Origin of the sequence: Streptomyces sp. NPDC047525, from assembly GCF_040643025.1 — a bacterium.
GTDB classification, from domain to species: Bacteria; Actinomycetota; Actinomycetes; order Streptomycetales; family Streptomycetaceae; genus Streptomyces; species Streptomyces durmitorensis.
Genome location: NZ_JBEYTL010000002.1, coordinates 144068 through 166615 on the forward strand (window position 1 = coordinate 144068; position 22548 = coordinate 166615).

At 71.7% G+C, this 22548-nt stretch carries 23 protein-coding genes; 13 read left to right on the forward strand and 10 right to left on the reverse strand.

All coding sequences use genetic code 11. The features are described from left to right. Positions 1–99 precede the first annotated feature (99 nt). From ABZ833_RS06050 to ABZ833_RS06085, 8 genes are all read left to right on the forward strand, one after another. Positions 100–1194 carry a substrate-binding domain-containing protein gene (locus ABZ833_RS06050; RefSeq protein ID WP_361041742.1) on the forward strand — a complete coding sequence of 365 codons (1095 nt, stop codon included), beginning with the start codon at positions 100–102 and terminating at the stop codon, positions 1192–1194. A gap of 91 nt (positions 1195–1285) precedes the next feature. Next, positions 1286–2617: an extracellular solute-binding protein gene (locus ABZ833_RS06055; protein ID WP_361041744.1), complete on the forward strand. Its 1332-nt coding sequence runs from the start codon at positions 1286–1288 to the stop codon at positions 2615–2617. Positions 2618–2721: 104 nt separating this feature from the next. Further along, positions 2722–3693: a sugar ABC transporter permease gene (locus ABZ833_RS06060; protein ID WP_361041746.1), complete on the forward strand. Its 972-nt coding sequence runs from the start codon at positions 2722–2724 to the stop codon at positions 3691–3693. After that, positions 3690–4553 (forward strand): carbohydrate ABC transporter permease, encoded by an 864-nt coding sequence (locus ABZ833_RS06065; protein ID WP_361041749.1) that lies wholly within the window; start codon positions 3690–3692, stop codon positions 4551–4553. The genes ABZ833_RS06060 and ABZ833_RS06065 overlap by 4 nt, the downstream gene beginning before the upstream one ends. Positions 4554–4598: 45 nt before the next feature. Continuing rightward, positions 4599–5615, forward strand: coding sequence for a hydroxyacid dehydrogenase (locus ABZ833_RS06070; RefSeq protein ID WP_361041752.1), 1017 nt, complete (start codon positions 4599–4601; stop codon positions 5613–5615). Next, positions 5612–7495 carry a DUF2264 domain-containing protein gene (locus ABZ833_RS06075; RefSeq protein ID WP_361041754.1) on the forward strand — a complete coding sequence of 628 codons (1884 nt, stop codon included), beginning with the start codon at positions 5612–5614 and terminating at the stop codon, positions 7493–7495. The genes ABZ833_RS06070 and ABZ833_RS06075 overlap by 4 nt, the downstream gene beginning before the upstream one ends. Before the next feature lie 73 nt (positions 7496–7568). Next, positions 7569–8357, forward strand: coding sequence for a MerR family transcriptional regulator (locus ABZ833_RS06080; RefSeq protein WP_361041756.1), 789 nt, complete (start codon positions 7569–7571; stop codon positions 8355–8357). Further along, on the forward strand, positions 8354–9562 hold the full coding sequence (locus tag ABZ833_RS06085) for a glycosyltransferase (RefSeq protein WP_361041759.1): 1209 nt from the start codon (positions 8354–8356) through the stop codon (positions 9560–9562). The genes ABZ833_RS06080 and ABZ833_RS06085 overlap by 4 nt, the downstream gene beginning before the upstream one ends. 38 nt (positions 9563–9600) lie before the next feature. On the opposite strand, the gene ABZ833_RS06090 is transcribed toward ABZ833_RS06085, so the two are convergent. Both ABZ833_RS06090 and ABZ833_RS06095 read right to left on the reverse strand, forming a co-directional pair. After that, entirely contained in the window at positions 9601–11253 is a 1653-nt protein-coding gene (locus ABZ833_RS06090) for an amidohydrolase (RefSeq protein WP_361041761.1), read from the reverse strand. 64 nt (positions 11254–11317) lie between these two features. After that, complete coding sequence (locus tag ABZ833_RS06095; protein WP_361041763.1) at positions 11318–12847, reverse strand: cytosine permease; 1530 nt, start codon at positions 12845–12847, stop codon at positions 11318–11320. Positions 12848–13061: 214 nt separating this feature from the next. Between ABZ833_RS06095 and ABZ833_RS06100 the strand changes: the two genes are divergently transcribed. Continuing rightward, positions 13062–13631, forward strand: a complete 570-nt coding sequence (locus ABZ833_RS06100; RefSeq protein WP_361043110.1) for a TetR/AcrR family transcriptional regulator — start codon at positions 13062–13064, stop codon at positions 13629–13631. 65 nt (positions 13632–13696) lie between these two features. Then, complete coding sequence (locus ABZ833_RS06105) at positions 13697–13987, forward strand: hypothetical protein (protein WP_361041765.1); 291 nt, start codon at positions 13697–13699, stop codon at positions 13985–13987. On the opposite strand, the gene ABZ833_RS06110 is transcribed toward ABZ833_RS06105, so the two are convergent. Beyond that, positions 13962–14249, reverse strand: coding sequence for a hypothetical protein (locus ABZ833_RS06110; RefSeq protein WP_361041768.1), 288 nt, complete (start codon positions 14247–14249; stop codon positions 13962–13964). The two genes, ABZ833_RS06105 and ABZ833_RS06110, sit on opposite strands and share 26 nt — an antisense overlap. Before the next feature lie 89 nt (positions 14250–14338). Continuing rightward, positions 14339–15874: a cytochrome P450 gene (locus ABZ833_RS06115; RefSeq protein WP_361041771.1), complete on the reverse strand. Its 1536-nt coding sequence runs from the start codon at positions 15872–15874 to the stop codon at positions 14339–14341. 109 nt (positions 15875–15983) lie between these two features. On the opposite strand from ABZ833_RS06115, the gene ABZ833_RS06120 reads away from it, so the two are divergent. Further along, positions 15984–16595, forward strand: a complete 612-nt coding sequence (locus ABZ833_RS06120) for a helix-turn-helix domain-containing protein (protein ID WP_361041774.1) — start codon at positions 15984–15986, stop codon at positions 16593–16595. 15 nt (positions 16596–16610) lie between these two features. Here the strand turns inward: ABZ833_RS06120 and ABZ833_RS06125 are convergent, their stop codons facing one another. After that, the gene (locus ABZ833_RS06125; protein ID WP_361041776.1) at positions 16611–16889 is read right to left on the reverse strand and encodes an antibiotic biosynthesis monooxygenase; all 279 of its coding nucleotides are present in this window, start codon (positions 16887–16889) and stop codon (positions 16611–16613) included. 90 nt (positions 16890–16979) lie between these two features. Between ABZ833_RS06125 and ABZ833_RS06130 the strand changes: the two genes are divergently transcribed. Together ABZ833_RS06130 and ABZ833_RS06135 are read left to right on the forward strand one after the other, a co-directional pair. Further along, positions 16980–17621 (forward strand): TetR/AcrR family transcriptional regulator, encoded by a 642-nt coding sequence (locus tag ABZ833_RS06130; RefSeq protein WP_361041779.1) that lies wholly within the window; start codon positions 16980–16982, stop codon positions 17619–17621. After that, positions 17618–18232 carry a DUF2867 domain-containing protein gene (locus ABZ833_RS06135; protein WP_361041781.1) on the forward strand — a complete coding sequence of 205 codons (615 nt, stop codon included), beginning with the start codon at positions 17618–17620 and terminating at the stop codon, positions 18230–18232. The genes ABZ833_RS06130 and ABZ833_RS06135 overlap by 4 nt, the downstream gene beginning before the upstream one ends. A 14-nt stretch (positions 18233–18246) precedes the next feature. Here the strand turns inward: ABZ833_RS06135 and ABZ833_RS06140 are convergent, their stop codons facing one another. The 5 genes from ABZ833_RS06140 to ABZ833_RS06160 form a co-directional block, all read right to left on the reverse strand. Further along, the gene (locus tag ABZ833_RS06140; RefSeq protein ID WP_361041783.1) at positions 18247–18438 is read right to left on the reverse strand and encodes a DUF5999 family protein; all 192 of its coding nucleotides are present in this window, start codon (positions 18436–18438) and stop codon (positions 18247–18249) included. Between the two features lie 124 nt (positions 18439–18562). Next, positions 18563–19009, reverse strand: coding sequence for a hypothetical protein (locus ABZ833_RS06145; protein ID WP_361041786.1), 447 nt, complete (start codon positions 19007–19009; stop codon positions 18563–18565). A 5-nt stretch (positions 19010–19014) separates the two neighbouring features. Then, entirely contained in the window at positions 19015–19650 is a 636-nt protein-coding gene (locus ABZ833_RS06150; RefSeq protein ID WP_361041789.1) for a hypothetical protein, read from the reverse strand. Positions 19651–19772: 122 nt separating this feature from the next. Continuing rightward, positions 19773–21053 carry a helix-turn-helix domain-containing protein gene (locus ABZ833_RS06155; protein WP_361041791.1) on the reverse strand — a complete coding sequence of 427 codons (1281 nt, stop codon included), beginning with the start codon at positions 21051–21053 and terminating at the stop codon, positions 19773–19775. A gap of 139 nt (positions 21054–21192) precedes the next feature. Then, a complete protein-coding gene (locus ABZ833_RS06160; protein WP_361041794.1) occupies positions 21193–22506 on the reverse strand; it encodes a lipase family protein in 1314 nt (437 codons plus the stop codon). Positions 22507–22548 lie beyond the last annotated feature (42 nt).

A 22548-nucleotide genomic window follows, 5' to 3' on the forward strand; every position in this document is an offset into this window, starting at 1 on the left:
AACATCGCCGACCTGGACACAGACGGGGCAATGATCGATATCCTCCAGCGAAACGCTCAAACGAACACCCGATGGGTACGTCGCTAGGGGGTCGGCAGCATGCGGGAGCCGAGGGATGTCAGGCGGCAGCGGATACTCGCCGTCGTGGAGTCGCGTGGTGAGGCGCGGCTGAGTGATCTCGCCGACGATCTCGAGGTCTCGGTGATCACCGTGCGCCGGGACGTCGAAGACCTCGCCCGGGAGGGCAAGTTGCGGCGCGGGCACGGCACTGCGCGGTCCGTCGGGCCGGTGGAAAGGAGCTCCGCGCCTGCCGAGCCACCGGCGAGCGGCGGCGCCGTGGCGCTGATGGTGCCCGAGCGGCACACCTATCTGTACGAGACGATGCACGGGGCCCGCGGCGTCCTGAACGAGGCCGGGATGCGGGTCGCGCTGCACATCGCACCGCAGGTGGAGGGCGCCGAACGGCCGCTGGTCGAGCGGGTGTTGGCCGAGGAAGTGCGGGGGCTCCTCATCGCCCCGCGCTGGCGCACCGCTGCCGAGGAGGAGGCGGACTACGCCTGGCTCGCCGCGTCGGGCGTGCCCACGGTCCTGATGGAGCGGCGGCCGCGTGCGGGCAGTGCGCTGCACGCGATGGACTCGGTCTGCACCGACCACTGGTACGGCATCCATCTCGCCGTCGACCACCTCGTCGGGCTCGGCCACCGGCGGATCGTCCTGGCCGCCCGCGACGACAGCCCGACGGCCAGGGCGCTGCGTGCGGCCTTCGCCGAGATCGCCGCGTCCCGGCCCGAGATCGAGGACTGGTCCGTGATGCTCAGTGCCGCGGGCGCGGGCCCCGGCCGGGTGCGTGAACCACTGGACCTGGCGGCGCGGCTCCGCGAGCGCGGGGCGACGGCGGCCGTGCTGCACGGCGACGTCGACGCGCTGATGCTCGTGCAGCAGCTCATGGACCGGGGGGTGCGGGTGCCGCAGGACTGCTCGGTGGTGGCGTACGACGACGTGGTGGCCGCGCTCGGCAGTACGCCGCTGACCGCCGTGTCCCCGCCGAAGCACGAGGTGGGGCGGACGGCGGCCGGGCTTCTGCTGCGCAGGCTCGACGAGTTGGCGGGGCCGGGCGCCGGGACGACGCAGCGCGTGCAGCTTCTGCCGGAGCTCAAGGTCCGTGGATCCGCGACACACCTCGGGATCGTTTGACCGCTTCAGTTTCTTTTGATCGGTCTATTGACCGGCAACGTTCACGCGATCAGGATTCCGGTGTCCCGAACAAGAGCCGCGGGAGGCACCCATGCCTGGTCGACCGAGCCGCCGGTCCCTGCTCGCCGTGACAGCCGCAGTTCCCATGGCAGGTGCGCTCAGCGCCTGTTCGGGCAGCACGGGCAGCACGTCGCGCAGCAAAGGCGGCACCACACGCGTCACCTTCTGGTCCGCACTGCGCGGAAGCCAGGAAGTGGTCGACGCGTTCAACAAGACCCACGACCGCATCCAGGTCGAGTTCCAGCAGATCCCGTCCGGCGCCATGGGCGGATACGCCAAGCTCAGCAACGCGGCCCGGGCCAAAAACGCCCCGGACGTCGCCACGATCGAGTACCCGCAGGTCCCCGGCTTCGCCATCGACGGCGTGGCCCGGGACATCACCTCGCTGATGAGCGACCGGCTGCGCGCCAAGCTGCTGCCGCAGGCCCTTGGCCTCACCACCTTCGAGAAGCGGGTCTTCGCTGTCCCGCTCGACGTCGAGCCGATGGTGCTCCACTACCGCTCCGACCTCTTCGAGACGTACGGGATCGAAGTCCCGCGCACCTGGGACGAGTTCACCGAGGCCGCCCGCACCGTGCGGGACAAGGACCGCGACCGGCGGCTCGCACTCTTCCCCACCGACGGCGGCACCCAGTTCGCCGCGTGGGCGTGGCAGGCGGGCGCCCAGTGGTTCGACACCCGCGACGGCGCCTGGAACGTGTCGCTGACGGACCGGCCGACCCGGAAGGTCGCGGCGTACTGGCAGGGGCTCATCGACGAGGACCTGCTCTTCGTCAACGCCAGCGAGAGCAGGCACCACGACGCGCAGCTCGGTGAGGGCCTGATCCTGGCCCGGCTCACCGGCGCCTGGGACGCGGGCTCGCAGATGAACGCAAGACCGGGCCAGAAGGGCCGGTGGGCCCTCGCCCCGCTCCCGCAGTGGGACCCCGAGAACCCCGTCGTCGGCACCCACGGCGGCTCCACCTTCGCCGTCACCAAGGACAGCCGACACCCCGAAGCCGCCATGGAGTTCATCGAGTGGCAGGTCTCGCACCCCGACGCCCTGCGGGCTCGACTCTCCAGTGGAGCCAGCAGCCAGTACCCGGCCGTACCCGACCTGGTCCCCGTGGGCCGCAAGGCCTTCGACCGCACCTACTACTCGGGCCAGGACATCTACCGCCTCTTCGAGGAGCAGGCCGAGACGATCGGCGACGGCTGGGTCTGGGGCCCGCGCATGACCGCCACCCAGCGAGTGCTGCAGGACGGCTTCGCGCGCGCCGGCGGCGGCAAGGGCTCGCTCATCGACGCCGTGCGCGCCGCGCACGACGGAACCATGCCGGACCTCAAGGCTCTTGGCCTCTCCATCACCGAGCACAGCACATGACCGGCCGCCCGAACACCCCGGCGCCGACGGAACCCCCCGTACGCCCCGGCGCGACAGAAGCCCCGTACGCCGACGAGCACCAGCAGAAAGGCAGGTGACCCCCGATGACCACGACCGCGCCCCCGGCCCGCGCCACCCGCACCGCCGATGTCCCCGTCCCCGTCCGCCGGGCCCGTACGCGTGCGCGGCGCCGTGAACATGTGGCGTGCGGCGTCCTGATGACCCCCTTCATGATCCTGTTGGTGGCGGTCTTCCTGATACCCGTCGGCACCGCCGTCTGGCTGAGCTTCTTCAGCGACGACCAGCCGGGTCTCGGCTTCGGACCGGAGAAGACGGTCTTCGTCGGCCTGCGCAGCTACGCGGCCGTCCTCACCGACCCGACCTTCCTGGGCAGTCTGGGCACGGTCGCCCTCTACTGCCTGATCTACATCCCGTTCATGGTGATCGGGGCCCTCGCGCTCGCCCTGCTGCTCGACTCGGGCGTCGTACGGCTGCGCGCCTGGGCCCAGTTGGGGCTGTTCCTGCCGCACGCGGTGCCCGGCATCATCGCGGCCCTCATCTGGCTGTACCTCTACACGCCGGGCCTCAGCCCGGTCGTCGACGTGCTCTCCAAGGGCGACATCCACATCGACTTCCTCGGCGTGAACACCGTGCTCCCTTCGATCGTGAACATCGCCCTGTGGAGCAACCTCGGCTACAACATGGTGATCTTCTACGCCGCGCTGCAGGCCGTGCCCCGAGAAGTGATCGAGGCCGCCGTCGTCGACGGCGCGGGACCGGTGCGCACCGCCCTCCAGGTCAAGGCGCCCCTGGTACGCCCCTCGATCGTCATGGTCGCCATGTTCACCCTGATCTGGGCGATGCAGCTGTTCACCGAGCCGATGCTGCTCAGCCAGTCGTCCCCGATGATCAACACGCGCTTCTCGCCCAGCATGTACATCTACGACGCGGCCTTCACCCGCAACAACTACGGGCTCGCCGCTGCGGCCTCGGTGATCCTGCTCCTGTGCACGGTCGCCCTTTCCTACGGCGTCACCCGCTGGACCAACCGCTCCCAGAAGGAGGCCGCACGATGAGCGCCGACACCCTCACCGCGCACCGCCCCCGCCTCCTGGGCCGCACCGTCGTGAACACCGTGGTCGGCATCGCGGTGCTCTACACCCTGCTGCCCGTCCTGTGGCTGGTGCTCGCCGCCTCCAAGAACCGGGACGCCCTGTTCAGCAGCAACTTCTTCTCGCTGTCCGACTTCTCCTTCGTACAGAACCTGCGCGACCTGTTCGCCATGGACGGCGGCCTCTACGGCCGCTGGTACACCAACAGCCTGCTCTACGCCGTCCTGGGCGCCGCGATCAGCGCGCTGGTGAGCGTCGCCTGCGGCTACGCCTTCGACAAGTACCGCTTCCGGCACAAGGAGAAGGCCTTCGGCGTGGTGCTCGCGGCGGTGATGGTGCCGCAGACCGTGCTCGCGCTGCCGCTCTATCTGATGGCATCGGCCACGGGAGTCGTCGACACCTTCTGGGCGGTGTTCATCCCGGTCCTGTTCAACCCGTTCGGCGTCTATCTGGGGCGGATCTTCAGCCAGGGTTACGTGCCCGACGAGGTGCTCGAAGCGGCCCGGGTGGACGGTGCGGGGGAGCTCACCACCTATGTGCGCGTCTCCCTGCGGATGCTGGGCCCCGGCCTGGTCACGGTGTTCCTCTTCCAGCTCACCGCCATCTGGAACAACTTCTTCCTGCCGATGGTGATGCTCTCGGACGAGAAGCTGTACCCGGTCAGTCTCGGCCTCTACACCTGGAACAGCTCGGCCACCGTCTCGCCCGAGTACTACCCCGTGGTCATCATGGGATCGCTCCTCGCGGTCCTTCCGCTGATCCTCGCCTTCATTCTGCTGCAGCGGTTCTGGAAGTCGGGTCTGACCGCGGGCTCGGTCAAGTGAGTCACCAGTGAGCCACCAGTGAGTCATGTGAAAGGGAACGTGTTGATGAACGGCAGCCACCGTCCGCACACCGCGCTCGCCATGGCGCGGGACGCGGCGACGGCCGTGCTCGGCCCCGACGCCCTGGCCGCACTCGGCCGGGTCTGCGACCTGGAACCGGACACCGTCCTGGACGACTTCACCACCGAGCGGGCCCGCTCCGTGCTCCGGGACGTGGAGGTCCTGGTCACCGGCTGGGGGTGCCCGCCCCTCGACGCGGCCGTGCTCGCGTCCGCGCCCCGGCTGCGGGCCGTCGTCCACACCGCGGGGTCGGTACGCGGCCACATCACCCCGGAGTGCTGGGACCGCGGCATCGAGGTGTCGTCGGCCGCCGCGGCCAACGCCCTGCCCGTGGCGGAGTACACCGTCGCGATGATCCTGCTCACCGGCAAGCGGGTCTTGGAGCGGGCCAGGGAGTTCAGGGCGACGCGGCGCCGCGACGACTGGCTCGGCCTCTCGCACGGCGTGGGCAACTACGGCCGTACCGTCGGCATCCTCTCCGCCTCGATGATCGGCCGCCGCGTCATCGAACTCCTGCGCCCCTACGACCTGCGGGTCCTGCTGCACGACCCCTACGTCTCCCCCGAGGAGGCCAAGGCGCTGGGCGTGCAGCCGGTCGGCATCGGGGAATTGTTCGCGAGCAGTGACGTGGTGAGCGTCCACACGCCGCTGCTGCCCGCCACCCGAGGTCTGGTCGGCCGTGAACTGATCGCCGCCATGCGCCACGAGGCGGTGCTCATCAACACGGCCCGCGGCGCGGTGCTCGACCAGGAGGCCCTCACCGAGGCCGCGCTGGCCGGGCGCGTCCGCGCCGTCCTCGATGTCACCGACCCCGAAGTCCTGCCCCCCGACCACCCGTTGTGGGAGTGCGACCACGTCACGATCACCCCTCACCTGGCCGGTTCGCAGGGCAACGAGTGGGGGCGCCTCGCCGATCTCGCCGTCGCCGAGCTCGGCCGCTGGGCCGCGGGCGACGGTTTCGCCCATGCCGTACGACGCGAAAGGCTGGCCTACCTCGCATGAGCATCCCCGGACTGCCCGAAGAAAACCGGGAGTTGAGCCCCCACACCGGCTACACGCGCGAGCACTGGGAGGCCGCGGCCGACGGCCTCCTGAGCGCCGCCTGGCAGTGGGCGACTCCGTGCGGCGCACTCCTCGACCTGCCGGGGCGGCCCTCCGCGTCGGGCGTACGGTCGGACGGCCTCGAGGGATACGCCCGCACCCTGCTCGCCGCCGCGTTCCGGGTGGCGGGCGCCGAGGGCAAGGACCCGCACGGCTGGCTCGACCGGTACGCGGAAGGGCTCGCGGCGGGCACCCATGCACCGGGCCGCGACGACGCCGAGTCCTGGCCGGTGATCCTCGACCACAACGTCCAGGGCCAGCCGATGGTCGAGTCCGCGTCCGTCGCCCTCGGCCTGAGGCTGACCCGCCCCTGGCTGTGGGACCGGCTCGACACCGACGTACAGGACCGCGCGGCACAGTGGCTGCGCGGCGCGATCCGCCACGTGCCCGCGCCCAACAACTGGTACCTCTTCCCCTACACCGTGGCCGGATTCCTGGAGTCGGTGGGCCGCGGCGACGCGGAGACGGCACGGGCGCGCGAGCGGGCCCTGGGACTCCTGGAGACCTGGAACCGCGGCCAGGGCTGGTACGCCGACGGAGACGGCCGTGCCTTCGACCACTACAACGGCTGGGCCCTGCACCTGTACCCGACCCTCGACGCCCAACTAGGGCGCGATGAGGACCAGTTGGCCCGGCATGGCGCCCGCCTGCACGAGCACCTGGAGAGCTTCGGGCTCCTCTTCGGCGGCGACGGCGCCCCGATCCACTTCGGCCGCTCCCTGACCTACCGCTTCGCCGCGGGCGCCTCCGTGGCCCTCGGCGCGCTCACCGGCCACACGCCCCTCACCCCTGGCACCTCGCGCAGGATCCTCAGCGGATCGCTGCGCTACTTCCTCGACCGCGGCTCCGTCGGCGCCGACGGACTGCTCAGCCTCGGCTGGCACGGCCCGCACGAGGCGACCCTCCAGTCCTACTCGGGCCCCGCGTCCCCGTACTGGGCGTCGAAGGCGTTCGTCGGTCTCCTGGCACCGGCCACCCACCCCCTGTGGACCGCGACCGAGGAACCCGCCCCCAGCGAGAGCCGCGACCAGGTCCTCGCGCTGCCCGCGCCCGGCCTCCTCGTGCAGAGCACCCGCGCCGACGGGATCGTCAGGCTGCACAACCACGGCAGCGACCACGCGCGCCCGCACGAGGCGGAGACGGCGGCCCACGAGGACCCGCTCTACGCCCGCCAGGCCTACTCCACCAGGACAGGACCCACGGCACGCGGCAACACCGCGGACAACCACATCGCCGTGGAGGTGGCGGGAGTGCGCAGCGCCCGCTGCCGAATCCACCCGCTGGGCGCGGGGCAGGGCGACGGCTGGGGCTGGGCCGCGTCCCGGCACACCCCGGCGTTCGTGAGCGGTCCGCCCATGGTGCCGGGGCTGCGCGTGGAGAGCGTCACCGTGGCCAGGGGCCGCCACGAACTGCGCGTGCACCGCGTCGTCGGCGCACCGCACGGCGCCCGCGTCACCCACACGGGCTGGGCGACGGGCCCGGACGAGTCCTTGCTCTCCGCGCTGCACCCCTTGCACGGCTGGAGCGGGCAGGACGAACAACGCGCACCCCAGGGCACTGCCTTCACGCGGTGGGCCCGCCTGCCCCGGCTCACGGCCGACGCGGAGGGCACGGCCGTGTACGCGGCTCTGGCCACGCTCACCGCGGAGCCGGAACCCGCGTCCTCGGCCGACGCTGCCACCGTGGTGAGCGCCACGGCGGACACCGTCGAGGTGCGCTGGGCGGACGACGGCTCGCTGACGCGGATCGCCTTCGAGCCGATGACCGTCGAGCACGGGTGAACGTGGGCCCAGGGCCGACTTGACCCTCACGTCGCGTCAGGCTGCACGCTGTACGCGACGAAAGGCGAGGTCCATGAGCTACACCGTCGGGCAGGTCTCCGGGTTCGCGGGGGTCACCGTCCGCACTCTCCACCACTACGACCGGTCCGGGCTGCTCGTGCCCAGCGAGCGCAGCCCGGGCGGGTACCGCCTGTACGGCGACGCCGATCTGGCCCGCCTCCAGCAGATCCTCTTCTACCGCGAACTCGGCTTCGCCCTGGAGGAGATCGCGCAGATCCTCGCGGACCCGCAGGCCGACGCGCTCGACCTGCTGCGCGCCCGGCACAAGGCGCTGGTGGAGCAGATCGGCAAGCTGGGCCGCCTGGTGGAGGTCGCCGAGCGGGCCATGGAGGTGCAGCGGACCGGCGTGCGGCTCAGCCCGCAGGAACGGTTCGAGGTGTTCGGCGAGATCACCTTCGACCTGAGCTACGCCACCGAGGCCGGGCTCAAGTGGGAGAACAGCGCGGGGCACAGGGAGGCGATGAGCCGAGCCGCGGCCCACTCCAAGGAGGACTGGGCCCGGCTCATGGGCGAGGCGGCCCACTGGCGGGCCGAACTGATCAAGGCGTTCGACGAGGGCGAACCCGCCGAGGGGAAGCGCGCCACGGCCCTCGCCGAGGAGCACCGGCAGCACATCATCCGCTGGTTCACGCCCTGCCCGCCCGCCATGCACCTGCGCATCGCCGACGACTTCGCCGACGATCCCCGCGCCTTCGCCCTCGTCGTACCGCCTTCGGAGCAGCGGCCCGGCCTTGCCGCGTTCCTGTACGCGGCGGTGCGGGCCAACGCGGAAGAGGGCGGGAGCGGGGTGGCGGGCCGATGAGGATTCTGCTGGCCGCCGCCGGGTCGTACGGCGATGTCGCCCCGTACACCGGCCTCGGTGCCCGGCTGCGGGAAGCGGGCCACGACGTCGCCCTTGCCACGCAGGAATCCTTCGCGCCGCTCGTGCGGGGCGCCGGGCTCACCTTCCGTCTGCTGCCCGCCGATACGAGCGCGGGCGGCGGAGGAGGAGGAAAGCGGCAGTTGATGCGCACGGCCGCCGCGTTCGTACGGGAGCTGGGCGCCGGGCTCGTCGAAGCCGCGGAGCCCGGCGCCGACGTGCTGCTGCTCTCGACGACCACGGCGCCCCTCGGCTGGCACCTTGCCGAGGCCATGGGCGTACCGTCCCTGGGCGTCTATCTGCAACCCACCCATCCCACACGGGAGTTCGCGCCGGTGGTGACCGGCGGCAGGTCGCTCGGCGGGCCGGGCAACCGCGCGCTCGGCCGCTTCTCCCTGCGGATGGCCGACCGTGTCTACGCCGACGCGGCAGCGGACCTGCGGGCGCGCCTCTCGCTGCGCCCGGCCGCCCTGAGTGCCCTGCGGCGCCGCCAGGAAGAGGCCGGTTGGCCGGTCCTGCACGGGTTCAGCTCGGCCGTGGTGTCCCGGCCCGCGGACTGGCGCGCAGGCCTCGACGTCGTCGGCAACTGGTGGCCGCACCACGACCCGGACACTCCGCTGCCCGCCCCCTACGAGGACTTCCTGCGGGCCGGACCGCCGCCCGTCTTCATCGGGTTCGGCAGCATGGCCGCGGGGGAGGGCGCGCGACTGAGCGAGCTGGCCGTCTCCGCACTGCGCAAGGCCGGGCTGCGGGGCGTCCTGCAGGAGGGGCGGGCGGCGCTGATGGCGCAGGGCGACGACATCCTCACCGTCGACGAGGTGCCCCACGCGCTGCTCTTCCCGCGGATGGCCGCCGTGGTCCATCACGCGGGCGCAGGCACCACGGCGGCGGGGCTGCGGGCCGGGGTGCCCGCGATCCCCGTACCCGTCATGGCGGACCAGCCCTTCTGGGCCTCGCGGCTCGCCGGACTCGGCGCGGCCACCGCACCCGTCCCGTTCAAGGAGCTCACGGCGGAGCGCCTCGCCGAGCAGCTCGGGCGTGCGGTGCGCGAGGCCGCGTACAAGGAAGCCGCCCGTGCCGTCTCCCGCCGGATGGGCGCGGAGGACGGCGCCGGTCAGGTCCTCAAGGCGGTCGAGCGGCTGGGCTGAGCCGCCGGGCCGTCCCCGGCCGGTCCGCCCGCGGCCGGCTACCCGACCGTCACCACCCCGCCCACCACCACGACCTCGGCCTTCGTCCCCGGGATGTCCTCGGGACGTACGCGCAGGATGTCCCGGGACAGGACGACGAAGTCGGCCAGCTTGCCCACGGTCAGCGAACCCCGCTCGTCCTCAAGGAAGTTGGCGTGGGCGGAGCCCATCGTGTAGCCGTGGACGGCCGTCTCGACGTCGAGCGTCTCGGTGGGCTGCCAGGGTTCGCCGCCGCCGAGGGGGCGGCGGGTGAGGGCGGTGTAGATGCCCGCCATCGGGTCCATCTCGGCGACGTTCCAGTCGCTGGAGAGCGCGAGCACCGCCCCCGCCTCGTGCAGGCTCCGCATCGGCCAGGCCTTGTGCCACCGGTCCGCGCCGATGTTCTCGGCCCAGTCCTGGCCGGGGCCCGCGATCTCGGGGGCGCAGTGGCGCGGCTGCATGCAGGCGACGACACCGAGTTCGGCGAAGCGCGGGGTGTCGGCGGGGTCCAGGCACTCGACGTGGACGACCTGGTGGCGGGCGTCGCGCGGTCCGTTGAGTGCGCGGGCGTGCTCGACGGCGTCCAGGACCGTGCGGATGCCACGGTCGCCGGTGGCGTGCACGAAGCACTGGAAGCCGCGGGCGTCCAGCTTCGCGAGCAGCTCCGCGAACTCGTGCGCGGGGTAGAACGTGTCGCCCCGATGCTTCCCGCACCCGGAGTAGGGCTCAAGGAGCGCGGCGGTGCGCGGCTCCACGACGTCGTCGATGTACAGCTTGAGCGGCCCGACCCGCAGCCGGTCGTCCGCGAACCGCTGTGCGGCGGCCGCGAAGTCGTCCAGGTCGGCGTCGGTCGTGCCGCGCGGGTGGAAGAGCGCGGCGACGATGCGCGAACGCAGCCGCCCCTCCTCGCGGGCGCGGGTGAAGAGCTCCAGGTCGTCCAGGGAGTTCTGCGGTTCGACGACCGTGGTGATGCCGAAGCCGATCGCGTCGTCCAGGCTCTTGGCGAGCCGCCCGTACTGGCGGTCGGGCGACGCCCACGGAAGACCTAGCTCGCGCAGGGCGCGGTGGCCGTCTCGCGAGAGCCCCTTGACCGCGAAGTCCTTGACGAACCCGGTGGGTTCGCCCGTCGCCGGGTCGGTCTCGGCGCGGCCGAACGGCAGCGACGTACGGTCGCGGTCGACGCCGAGTCGGCGCAGGGCGGCCGTGTTGAGCCAGGCGGTGTGGACGTCGTAGCTCAGCACGAAGGCCGGGGTGTCGCCGGTGACGGGGTCGAGGTCGGCGGCGTTCGGCATCCGGCCGCCGGGGATCGCGGAGTAGTCGAAGGCCTCGGCCTCGATCCAGTCCGCGTCCGGGTTCTCGGCGCGCCAGGTGCGGATGCGGTCGTGGATCTCGCCGAGGGTGCGGGCACCGGCGAGCTGGACGCACGCGTCGTCGGAGCCGAGCCGCACGTGGTTGTGGGCGTCGATGAAGCCGGGCAGGACCAGGCGTCCGCCGCCGTCGACGACCTGGGTTCCCTCGCCGGTCCAGGAGTCCGCCTCCGCGTCGGAGCCGAGCCATGCGATGCGCCCGTCCAGTACGGCGAGAGCCTCGGCCGAGGGGAGTTCAGGGTCGACGGTGTGGATGCGGGCGTTGCGCAGGACGAGATCCGCGGGCCTGGGGGTGGTGCTGGTCATGAGAGGTGAACTCCTGGGGCGGTACGGGTGGTTCGAGTGGTTCATGGGTGTAGCGGGGGATGCCTCAGGCGGAGGCGGAGGCGGAGGCGGAGGCGGAGGCGGAGGCGGACAGGGAAGCTGGCACGCTGCGGCGGACGAGCGCCCAGTACGTGAGCCCGGCGACGACGGAGCCCAGCAAGGTGAGGTCACCGCCGCCGAGCGGCGCCACCAGCGGCCCGGTCCACAGCTCCGAGTCGCAGGTCAGCGCGGCAAACGCCATCCCGGCGACGAGGGCGGCCATCCCGGCGGGGTGGAAACCGGCCCGGTACCAGTAGGCGCCGTCCCGTGCGGTCGTGTGCAGCGCCCCGGTGTCGTAACGGCAGCGGCGCAGCAGCATGTCGGCGAGGAACACTCCGCCCCACGGCGCGAACACGATGATCAGGAGCGAGAGGAAGCTGAGCAGCGACTCGGTGAAGTCGGTCAGGAACAGCGCGCCGAGCGAGCCGAGCGCCGTCACGGCGACGCTGATGACGATGGCCTTCGCGCGGCTCCAGGGGATGCCGAGCACCTGGAGGTTGAGGCTTGAGGAGTAGAGCGTGAGGATCGAGTTGGTGACCGAGCCGCCGAGCACGAGCAGCAGGAACACCGCCTGGAACCAGCCCGGAAGCAGTCCCTCCACCCCCGCGACCGCATCCGTCATGTCGGTCTGCGTGGCGGCCGCGACGCCCGCCACACCGAGCGCCACGGACGAGACGAGACCGCCGAGCGCGCCGGTGACGGTGATCGAGCGCAGCGAGGTGTCCCGGGGCAGATAGCGGGTGTAGTCGGCGGGCATCGGCAGGTACGAGAACGGCCCCGCGAGCATCACCACGAACGCGAGCGTCCAGCCGGAGAATCCCGCCCCGCCGCCCGATGCCGCACCGAAGTCGGCGTCGGGCAGCACGAAGACAAGCAGCACCCCGAAGCCGGCGGCGAGCACGTACGCCATCCAGCGCTCGGCGAGCTGCACGGTGGCGTGCCCCCACATGGCCACCGCGAAGGTCATCGCGAGGGTCACCGTCAGGGCGAGTGCGCGTGCCGCGTCCCCTCCGCCCGCCCAGCCGAGGTCGGTGAAGAGCGCTTCCAGGGCGAGCGTGCCGACCACGGTGTTGACGATGGTGTAGCCGATGGAGACCACCCAGTTGAGCAGTCCGGCGGGGAAGTTCCCGAGCACGCCGAAGGCGGCACGGGAGATGACCAGGGTCGCGGTGCCGGTGCGTATGCCGCTCAGGCCTGCCGCGCTGATGACGAAGAAGGAGAGCCCGCCGATGACGACCACGGCGGTGGCCTGCCAGAAGCTGAGGCCGAAGCTGACGGCGAGGGCGCCGTTGATGACGTAGGTGAAGGTCAGATTCGAGCCGAACCAGAGCCAGAACAGATCCTTGGCGCTGCCGTGCCGGTCCTCGTCCGGGATCGGGTCGATGCCGTGGGTCTCGACCCGGAACACCTCGTCGCTGGTGACGCCCGTGCCGAGCCCGGTGGTCGTCCCTGCTGCCGGTCCCACTGTCGCCCCGGCTGTCGTCCCTGCTGTCGTTCCGGCTGCTGTCCCGGCGGAATCCGCGGTCTGTCGTGCCATGCGAGCACCTCACTCTCCGGCACCCAGACTTTGAATGCCGTTCTATGACCTAGAACGGCATTCAAAATGCGCCACGGGCCGGGGAGCCGTCAAGACCCTGCGGGAAATCGGCCGCGGACACCGGGGATAGGGTCGGCGGGTGGAGCAGGACGCGGGGATCGGAACGGGAGCAGGCGTGGCACGACGGCGGGACGGGCAGGTCGCGCGGGACCGGATGCTGGAGGAGGCGATGACGGCGATCGCTGAGAACGGCCTCGCCGCGCTCACCATGTCCGCGCTCGCCGAGCGTCTCGGCACCAGCGGCGGCCACATCCTGTACTACTTCGGCAGCAAGGACCGCCTGCTCCTGGAGGCGCTGAGCTGGAGCGAGGCCGCGCTCACGGAGGAGCGCCGCGCGCTGCTCGCGGGGCGTGCGGCCCCCGCCCGCAAGCTCGACCGGTTCCTGCGGATGTACCTTCCCAAGGGGCCGCGTGACCCCCGCTGGATGCTCTGGATCGAGCTGTGGGCGCGTGCCGGCGCCAATGAACCGCTCCGCGCGGCCCAGGACGACCTCGACCGCGGCTGGCAGGCCGATCTGGAGGCCCTGCTCACCCAGGGCACGGCTCAGGAGGCCTTCGCGGTGGACGACGCCGCGGGCCGGTCCGGTGAACTCCTCGCACTCCTGGACGGCCTGAGCACCCGTGTCGTCCTGGGGCAGCGCGGAGCCGACCGGAAGGGCGCCCTGGCCTCGGCGCGCTCGGCGGCCGAGCGGCTCGTCGGGCGCCCCGAGACGACCGGTACGTAGCCCGAGCGGCCGAACGGGCAGGTCGTGATGGTCATGACGGAGCCGGAGCGTGGAAGCCTCCAGACATGACCGAAAGCGCGAACCTCTATATGGCGAACCCTCGGATCACGGTCCTTGGCGTCAACCCCGGCCGACCGCCCTTCCGCATCGTGGAGCTCGACGGCGAGGTGGTCGGCGAGGCCAGGGAACTCGTCGACGTCCTGGAGGTGGCCGCTCAGGCGGGTGTCGTCGTGCACGACGTGGACGATCCGGATCTGGTGCGCTGGGTGGGCGGCGACAAGTTCACCTGGAAGCCGAACGCATCGACGGAACCCAAGGGGTCCAATCGGCCTAAGGAAGTGACGGAGCCGAACTAGCCGAAGCGGGGCACTCCCGGGGATCGGGGTGCGCCCGGGGATCGGGGTGGTCGGGCCCGAGGTCGTAGATCCTGTTCAGGAGCTCGGCCTCGTTGCCCGTCAGGCCCGCGCGGCGCAGCGCCTCGTCCGCCTCCGCCATGGGTCCTGCGAGCAGCGAGGCCGCCGCGGCCGGTGAAGGGCCGGACAGCGCGGCGCGTGCGGTGTGCAGCAGCCGCAAGCAGGCCTGGGCGGCGGCCAGTTCGGGGGTCGGCGTGCCGGTCATGTCGAGAGCTCCTCTGCGCGGGGTCACAAGGGCCGGTGGTTCGCACCGGTGGACCCTCCACTCTTGCGCACGGGTCTGACAATCGTGTCCTACGCGGCCGCGGCGCGGCGGGTGAGCCGCAGGGTGAGGCCTTCGGGCATGAGGGTGAGGCGCTCGGCGACCCGCAGGCGGTAGCCCGGATCGGCGTGCAGGTCGTAGCGGCGCAGGAGCAGACCGAGGACCAACGTCGCCTCGTGCAGCGCGAACTGACGGCCGATGCAGGCCCGCGCGCCCGTGCCGAACGGCTTGAAGACATGGGCGGGCCGCGCACGCACCGCCGAAGGGGCGAACCGGTCGGGATCGAACTCCTCGGGCCGCTCGCCCCACGCCGCCGGGTCGCGGTGCAACAGCGTGGCCAGGACGAGTGCCCAGCCGCCCGCGCGGACGGGATGGGTGCCGCCGATGGTGGTGTCGTGCAGGGCCTGGCGGGAGAAGCCGGGCGCGGTCGGCCACAGCCGCAGCGACTCGTCGAGGACGCGGCGCAGATAACGGAGCTTGGCGACTTGCTCGTACGCGGGTTCGTCCGCGTCGCCCCAGACCGCGTCGACCTCCGCCTGCGCGCGGGCCAGGACCTCGGGGGAGCGCGCGAGGTAGTGCAGCGCGAACGACAGGGCGCCCGAGGTCGTCTCGTGCCCGGCGACCAGGAAGGTGATGACCTGGCGGCGGATGTTCTCGGCGGAGAGCCGCTCACCGGTGTCGGGGTGGGCGACCTCCAGCATCCGGTCGAGCAGATCGCCTTCGCCGGGGCCCGACGCGGCGCGGCGGGCGGCGACCACGTCGTCGACGGTGCGGTTGAGGTAGGCCATGTCGGCGGCGTTGCGCCGGGTCGCGCCGCGAAGGAGCAGCGGGGCGAGCGCGGGCGGCACGACGTTGCGGCGCTGGGCGTAGGAGAGCGTGCCGACCATGGCCGTCACGAAGGGGTGCGGCCTGGACCGCTCGAAGGAGCCGAAGTCGTGCCCGAAGCCGGTGCGGGCGATCGTCTCCAGGGTCAGCTTCGTCATGTCGCCGGGCACGTCCACGGACCGGCCCGCCGACTCCCGCGCGTCCCAGCGGTCGGTCAACTGCCGGGCGACGTCCAGCATCAGCGGGTGGTAGCCGGCCATCGCGTCGCGGCTGAAGCCCGGCGCGAGGATGTCGTGCGCCAGCTGCCAGTTGGGCTCGTGGTTGTACGCGGTGAACAGGCCGTCACCGGCCACCGGCCGCAGATTGGCCACCCCCAGGCCGACGTGCTTGGCGAACCGCGACTCGTCGGCCAGCTCGGCCGCGAGCTCGGCGCCCCAGACGAAGACGATCTCCTTGCCGAAGGCCTTGCGGCGGAAGATGGGCCCCAGGCTGCTGCCGATGCGCATCGAGTCCTGCACGGGCGTACGGACGTTGGCGCCAAGGACGTCACCTATCAGGGGCAGGCGGCGCGGCGGATGCGGGATGAGGTCGAGGCGCGGCCACGCGAGCTCGGCGCTGCGGAACCCTTTGGGGGGCCCAGCAGACCCAGCAGCCTCGGCAGGCCCGGAAGGCGCAGCAGCCCCGGCCGTCCCGGCACCCTCTGTCATCTGCGACGTCTGCGATGTCTGCGACACCTGCGCCATGTGTGCCATCTCCCTTGTGCCGCAGACCCGTTGAGCCTGTTGTACGCGGATTCAATAAGGCCCTCCAGTCTGGTCCCGCTATTGAATCCACGTCAAGTAAGGTGCTCACATGGCCGCGAACCCGCAGGAGCGCACGCGCCGCAGACTCAGCACCGAGGAGCGCAGGGAGCAGCTTCTCTCGGCAGGGGCGCGGCTCTTCGCGCAGAATCCGTACGACGACGTGTGGGTCGAGCGGGTGGCCGAGATCGCGGGCGTCTCACGCGGACTGCTCTACCACTACTTCCCGACCAAGAGCGATTTCTTCGCCGCCGTGGTGCAGCGCGAGAGCCATCGCATGCTGCGTCTGACGGCGGCTGTGCCCGGAGTGCCGGTCCGCGACCAGATCGGCACGGGCCTCGACACGTTCCTCGCGTACGTCGAATCGCACGCCGAAGGCTTCCGCGCCTTCCACCGGGCGGAGGAGACGGGCGACGCCACGGTCCGCAGGATCTACCGCGAAGGCCTGGCGGCCCACGAGGACCAGATCCTGCAAGCCCTGGCCGCGGACCCCGAGACGGCGGCCACCACCCACGACCTGCCCACGCTGCGCCTGGCGGTGCGTGGCTGGCTCGCCTTCATGGTGACCGTCTGCCTGGAGTGGCTCGAGGAGCCGGAGCTGCTGCCTCGCGCACAGGTGCGTGACCTGTGCGCGAGGGCGCTGCTCGGCGCGATCGCGCCCTGAGGTGTCCCCTCGGGGTCAGGCGGCGGTGAGCCGGCGGATCTCGCGGGGGCGTGATTCGCGCTCGTCGTGGTCGAGATCGAGCCCGGCGGCCTTGACGGCGGCGAACGACGCCGCGAAGGCGTCCTCGGACTCCCATTGGACGATCGAGACCACCGCGTCGTCGGACACCCAGCAGTCGGCCGAGAGGCATCCCGCCGTCCGCCGGAACTCCTCGGCGACCCGGTGGACGCGCGCGATGAACTCCTCCTGATACGCGGCGTGCGGATAGTGGTTCGCGACCATGCCCACCTTCATGAGGCTCTCCTTGTGAGATCAGCTCGTATTGCGGTGCTGCGCAGCCTCAAAGTAACCTACATACATGTCTGTATGTGAAACAGGATGGCGATGACGGCACGACCTGAGGGTGTTCGCGAGAAGCAGGCGGACCGGCGCGCCCGGACCAGGAGCGCCCTGCTGGAGTCGGCCGCGCGCGGGTTCTCCATGTACGGGTACGGAAATGTGGCGCTGGAGCGGGTGGCGGCCGATGCGGGCTACACCCGCGGCGCCCTCTACCACCTGTTCGCCAACAAGGAAGAACTGGCGCTGGCCGTGGTGGAGTGGGTCGAGGAGACCTGGAACGCCGAGGTCGGCGGGCCCGCCGCCGAGGAGGCCGACCCCGTCGACGCGCTGCTCGTGATGGCGCGGGGTCACGCCGTCTACTGCCGCCGTGACGTGGCCCGCGTGATGCGGGCGCTGTCGGTCGAGTTCTCCGGCCAGGACCATGCGGTCGGCCGGGCGCTCTCCGGAGTCATCGATCGGCTCGCCACTGGGTGCGCCGACCGGATCGCCGCCGCACAGGAGAGCGGCGCGATCCCACCCGGGCCACCGCCCCGTGAGGTCGCGCTCGCCTACATCGGCACCCTCGAAGGCCTGGTGAGCAGCCTCGCCGGGCACGTCCCGCACGACGTCGAACTGGTCGAGAGGGCGGTCAGGGGCCTGCTGGGCCTGCCGCCCAAGGCCTGCACCGTCACGGAGGTCCAGGAATGAAGCTGCCGAAGACCGCGCACACGTCACGTCCCTGGCGGATCCACGAACTCGTTCCCGACTTCCAGGTGGAGGACGTCTGGGCGCTGCCCACGCCGGGCGGTCCCGGCGAACTCCCCAGGCTGGTGTCGCAGACCGTCGGCGGGGACTTCCCCGAGGGCGCGCCGCTGATCGTCCGTTTCCTCTGGGCCGCCCGGTGGAAGATCGGTGCCGTGCTCCGCCTCGACCGGCCGAAGGCCGGCATCGGCGCGCGCGTGCCCTCGCTCAAGGACCGGATGCCGGACGACCTGCGGGCCGCCCCGAAGGGGCCGGAGTCCGCCGACTTCCCCTTCACTTCGCTGTACCTGCTCAAGGACGAGTGGGCGGCGGAGCTGGCCAACAAGACCGTGCACACGGTCATGCACCTGAGCTGGGTCCCGGACGGCTCCGGCGGATACCGCGGGCAGATGGCGGTCCTGGTGAAGCCGAACGGCAGGTTCGGCGCCGCCTACATGGCCGTGATCAAGCCGTTCCGGTACCTGATCGTGTACCCTGCGCTGATGCGGGCCATCGAGCGCGGGTGGCGCAAGCCGGGCGCCGGGGGACGGACGCCGGTGCGTATGCCTCAGCCGTGAGGTGAGCGCCGCGCTCAGGCCGCCATCGCCGGCGGCCTCGCCACCGCCACCACCCGTCCGTCCGGCAGCAGTTCGCCGGTGTCGTCGAAGACGATGGTGCCGTTGCACAGCAGGCTCCAGCCCTGTTCAGGGTGGGCCGATGTGATGCGGGCCGCGAGGTGGTCGGGGCTGTCGGCGGGCGGGCACGAGGGCTGGTGGGCGCACATGGTGTACCTCCGGGTGGGGGTCGCGAACCTTGTGCGCGGCCCGGTCTCTTCTCGGTTTCTCCTTGTGTGAGTGAAGACTCCGCGGGAGCCCTCAACTCATCGCTCGGAGAGGCTACTTGTGACGTCAGGCGGGGAGGAAACCGGCCCGGAAGTGCGCCAGGAGTGTGGTACGTGACGTGGCGTCGGCGTCCGTCAGGCGGCCCGCCGCCCAGAGGAAGAAGTCGTCCCCCTCCGCGTCGATCCAGTCGTACGCCGGGTCGAAGGGGCCGGGATCCGGTGCGGGGTAGAGGAGTTCGAGGGCCGTTCCCCGCGCACCCTCGACCGTGAAGCGCCGGGTTCCGTTCGGTCCCGGAGCCTGATGGACCGTCACCGCGGCGCAGTCCCAGCGGCGTCGGCCGTACTGGAGCCAGAGGGCCGGTTCGCCGTCGGACGGGTCGGCGTACAGCGCCGCTGCGGCCTCCCCGCCCGCGTGGACGAAGCCGTGGCAGCGGCCGGACGCGGGGGAGAGGAGGCCCGTTCGGGCGTCGAGGTCCCACGTCCGGCCGTGGCGGTCGTAATCCTGAAGCAGCATGGAGGTCAGACGCGCGGCGGGATGCCGAGTTCCTGGTCGACGGCGGCGCTGGTGCGGGTCGCCGCCTCGATGACCTTCGCCCAGCTGCCGTACTTGGCGAACTGCTGGTCCGCGGTCGGGCCCAGCGGGTTGCCGTACTTCTTCATGTTCCGCGCCTCCAAGGCCTGTACCGCTTCGGGGGACATCCCGGCGCGGGTGATGTCCTTGGCCTCGTTGCGCATGTCGACGAGGACGCGGGCGATCTCCTCGTCGGAGCGGCCTTCCTCGTGCATACGGTCCGCCACGCGCTCCATGGTGTCCAGCAGCCGGTGGTAGCGCAGCCGCACCTCGCGCGCCTGCTCGCGCTCCTCCGGGCTCATCTGCCGGATCAGGCAGACGGCGGCGTCCTTGCTGGTGCACGGCTCGTCGGGCGCGGGCGGCGGCGCCAGCAGCGTGGTGGCGGACGGTGTGTGCCGCACCAGTGCGTCCGCGTGGGCGTGGGCCGGGGCGAGCAGGGTGCCGCTGAGGGTGGTGAGCAGGGGGAGCAGGAAGAGGACCACGAGGCGGGGGAGGATCCGCTGGGGGATCCGGGAAGTCCGCTTCGTGGTCGGGAGGGCGGGTACGGCGGGTACGGCGGAAGCGGCCATGAGACGGGCACGCACGTAAGGACTCTCCTTCGCCTGGGAGTTGGGGCGAAGGGGACATTACGGCTCGATAACGGCCGGGGGTGGCCGCGCTCGCGGCGCGTACGGGTGACGTGCCCGATGAGCGGGGAAGCGCCGCTTCACCGCACGGCGACCGCTTCACCGGCGGCAGGCGGCCGCAGGCTCAGCGCGTGCAGCGCCAGCTGCATCTCGAACTGCGCCACCGGATCGTGCAGCCGGTCGCCGAACACCTCGTCCAGCTGCCGCAGGCGGTAGCGGACCGTCTGCGGGTGCACGGCGAGGCGCGTGGCCACCTCGCTCGCGTTGTGCCCGCACCGCAGCCAGCACAGGAGGGTCTCGGCGAGGCGCTCCCGCTGCGGTGAGCGCACCTCCTTGAGCGGCAGCAGATGCCGCTGCGCGAGCGCGTCGATCAGCGCCTCGTCGTGGAAGAGCACCAGCGTCGCCAGATGGTCGGCGCAGTGCAGCAGGCCCGCGCGGGGCAGGATGCCGCGCCGGGACAGCTCAAGGGCGTCGAGCGCCCAGCGCAGCGAGCGCGCGCCCTCGTGCAGCGCGACGGTGGGACCGATCACCGCGCGCAGGCCCTGTAAGGCGGCGGCGATCGAGCGGGCCCGCCCCGGGCCCTCCGGGTCGGGCACCACGATGCAGCCGGGCTGTTCGGAGAAGCGTGCGAGGAACTCCGGCGGCACGATGGGCCTGATGGTCTCCGGGGTGAGGGTGTGGTCGATCACGACGACGGCCACCTCGCGCGGGATGGGCCACTGCGCGGTCTGCGCGAGATCGGCGATGGCCTCCGCCGACGCGGGCGGATCGGCGGTGACCAGGTCGATGAGGCGGGCCCGGCGCTGCTGCAGCTCGCCCGCCGCGTGCAGCCTTGCCTCGGTGTAGCCCGCGGTCGTCGCCGCCGCCATCTCGTCCAGGTGCAGGAACAGCGCCTCGCCGAAGGCCGCGAGGACGTGCCGGGGCAGCAGGTCGGCGTCGACCAGGGCGTTGACCCGGCGCCAGGTGACGCGTGCGCCCAGGCGCAGCGCCGACTGGAAGGAGTCCAGGCTGCGGCCCTCGTCCGCCTCGCCCCTGCCGATGTTCTGGTACGTGGCCTTCACCGACTCCCAGTCGGTGTCCGGGTGCGCCATCCGGGCCAGGAACCCCTCAAGGGCCTGCTCCACACCCCGGTTCACGACGTGCATGTACGTGTCGTCGGTCGGGCGTGCGTACTCCGGTATCTCCGTGCGGATGGCCCGCACCACCTCCGATGTGATGTCGTCGAGGAACGGTCTCACGTGATCGTGGAGGCCCGAGGGAAAGGCTCTGAACGCGGCGGACGACTCCTCGGCCGGGGTGCCCGCGGACGCGGGTGCGCCTGCCGGGGGTATACCGGCGGGCAGTGCCGAACCGTTCACCATGGCGTGCTCCCTCTGCGCGCGGGGGGACAAAGGTTTGGTGAAGATACCGCCGGGGGTGCGTGGCGGCCCGTCGAGGACGGACAGACATGATGCTGCCTCTCGTCACCGTGGTGACAAGAGGCAGCGAGTGCGAACTCGGTCACGCAAGCAGGCAGTTGTCGAACTCCGGCTTGCCCTCGAAGCGGTCGCCGAGCCACTTGACCGCGTCGTCCTTCGCCAGTTGATCAGTCGTCAGGTGCTCGCCCGGATACACCTTCCACTGGGTGGTGATGTTCGCCTTGCAGTACGCCTTGCGCGTCGCGTCCTCGGTCTCGACCGGGATGACTTCCTCCAGTGCGCCGCGGTACTGCAGGACGGGGAAGTCGATCTCGTACGTGGCGCCGGAGCCCGCGCGGCCGATGCCGACGCCGAGCTTCTGCGCGTCGACGACCTCGCCCCACGTCCTGCCGTCCGTGCCCTTGAGCGCGTAGAGCTGTTCGAAGCTCAGCCGGTCCTTGGTGTTGTCCTCGATCTTCTGGCCCGCGAGGGTCGAGATCGTCCCGGCCAGACAGTGCGACCTGGCCTTCTTGAGGGTCTCCTCGCCCTGGTCGTTCATGAGCTCGTCGAACGGCATCCGGGGATGCGCGGAGGACAGGCCGAGCACGGCGTCGACCATGAAACCCGCGAACGGGCCGCCGTTGAGCGCCTTGGCGACCACCTTCAGGTCGCCCGGCACACCGCCGGACGCGTTGCCGACGACGTCGAGTTCAGGAGCGTACGAAGCCGCGAGCTGCGCCGCCCACAGGCTGGCCGCACCGCCTTCGGAGTAGCCCCACAGGCCGATCTTCGTCTTCGGGTCGAGGCCGCTGCCGGGGATCTCGGGCGCGGTGCGCGCGATGTCGAGGAGCGCGTGACCGGCGTCGGCGCCGGAGACGTACGGATGGGTCTGGCCGTCGAGATAGCCCGCGCCGTCCGTCGCGGCGACGGCGTATCCGGCCTTCAGGAGCGCCGCGATGTTCTCGCCCTCGTACTCGTCCTGGAACGCGCCCGCGAGCTGCTTGGAGAACGCGCACTGCGAACCGAGCCCCAGCGTCCCGGGGTTGAAGGCCACGACGGGACGGCTGCCGCGTCCCTTCCACTGGGCGTCCGGCACGGCAACGGTGCCGGAGACCGCGACCGCCTTGCCCGCGTTGTCCTTCGAGCTGTACTGGACCTTCCAGGCGTGCATCGGGATGTCGCCCGGCACATGGGGGAGTTCGGTGGCCCGGCAGGCGATGACGCTGCCGGGGTCGCTCGGCACGCCGCCGGGCACCTGGTAGATCCGTTCGTCCGGGGCGTCGCACGCCGCCGAGGCGTCCGGCGTCGCGGCGGCGCCCGCGGTCAGGTTCGGCACGCCGAGGCCCAGGCCCGCCAGGGCGACGGCCGCGGTCAGCGCGAGCAGCCTCTTCTTCCGTTTCGCTCTTGGCCTGCGCACGGGTGCTCCTTCGGTTCGAGGGGGGACCTTCGAGGGGAATCG